The organism is Streptomyces doebereineriae (assembly GCF_031845645.1).
Classification (GTDB): Bacteria; Actinomycetota; Actinomycetes; order Streptomycetales; family Streptomycetaceae; genus Streptomyces; species Streptomyces canus.
Map to the genome: position 1 here is coordinate 1 of NZ_JAVREZ010000054.1, position 1,050 is coordinate 1,050.

At 71.9% G+C, this 1,050-nt stretch carries 2 protein-coding genes; both read right to left on the reverse strand.

Annotation, left to right across the window (positions count from 1 at the left end; genetic code table 11):
• On the reverse strand, positions 1-353 hold a 353-nt coding region (locus tag RNB18_RS53980), incomplete at its 3' end, for a DNA polymerase III subunit beta family protein (RefSeq protein WP_449657655.1).
• Positions 354-523: 170 nt separating this feature from the next.
• On the reverse strand, positions 524-1,050 hold a 527-nt coding region (locus tag RNB18_RS50645; RefSeq protein ID WP_311720878.1), incomplete at its 5' end, for a hypothetical protein.

Below are 1,050 nucleotides of genomic sequence, written 5' to 3' on the forward strand. Positions count from 1 at the left end.
ATGAGGGCCTTGGTCGGGATCACGGCGGTGCAGTCGGGCAGGACGGCGTCCTTCCACGCCAGGGTGCGCACGGCGAAGCGGTAGCGGTCGGTGGCGTGGAGGGTGAGGGTGCCCGCCTCGTTGTCGAGGCGCAGGCCGATGCCGGTGAGCAGCGGGGCAGGGTGTCGTCCTTGCAGACCGCGCTGGCGACCTGGGCTACCGCTTCGGCGAGGTCTGCCCCGGCGAGGGCGCCGGTCAGCGGCACGGCGGCCGCGGCGATGACGAGTGTGCGGGATGGCTGCCCTAAGGCGCCGAGTATGGGCATGATGAGATCTCCTCCCGCCCGTGCGGGCGGACAAAGGGAAGAGGCGCACCCCGGCTGTCCAGGCGTAGGGGGTGCGCCTCTGCTGTGTGATCTGGTGGAGTGGGGTGCCGGGCGGCCGGGGGCCGGTGCGGATGCTGAAGGCCGCCGGTGTCGTACGACGCTGGTGGCCTGGGGGCGTCCGTGCGCCCTGACTTGCCGATGCTGCGGGCGCCTCCAGGCTCAGAGGGCCGCGACCGGCCCACCCAGCGGGGCCACGGGCCGGATACTGCGGCAGTCCCCCAAGCTCTCGTCGTGCACGGACTTGCCGTGGGTGGGCCTAAGTTCGGCGAGGATCTCGATCAGCATGTCCTCGCTGTCGAGCACGATGTCGGTGTAGCCGTAGCCGCAGGTGCACGGCACGATCAGGGTGAGCACGTCGACCGCGCCGTCGAAGCCGATGCGCAGGGTGTGGTGCAGCCACAGCCCGCCGTCCAGCCAGGCCGTCGCGCCCGGCTCGAAGCCGAAACCGGGGGTGTGCAGGGCGGGGTGGCCGGTCCAGTCCGTCGCGTCCAGCACCCTGCCGAGCGTGTCCGGGTAGGCGGTGTGCGTGTAGTGCGCTGCGGCCGTGACTGCGTCCTCGCGCTGTTCGTCCTCGGTCGGCTGGCCGACGGCCTGCGCCATGTCGAGCAGGTGGGCCAACGGCGAGTCCGCCGCGTACGGACGGGTCACCGCGCTCAGGGTGTCGTGCATGTGGAGCTCCCTTCCAG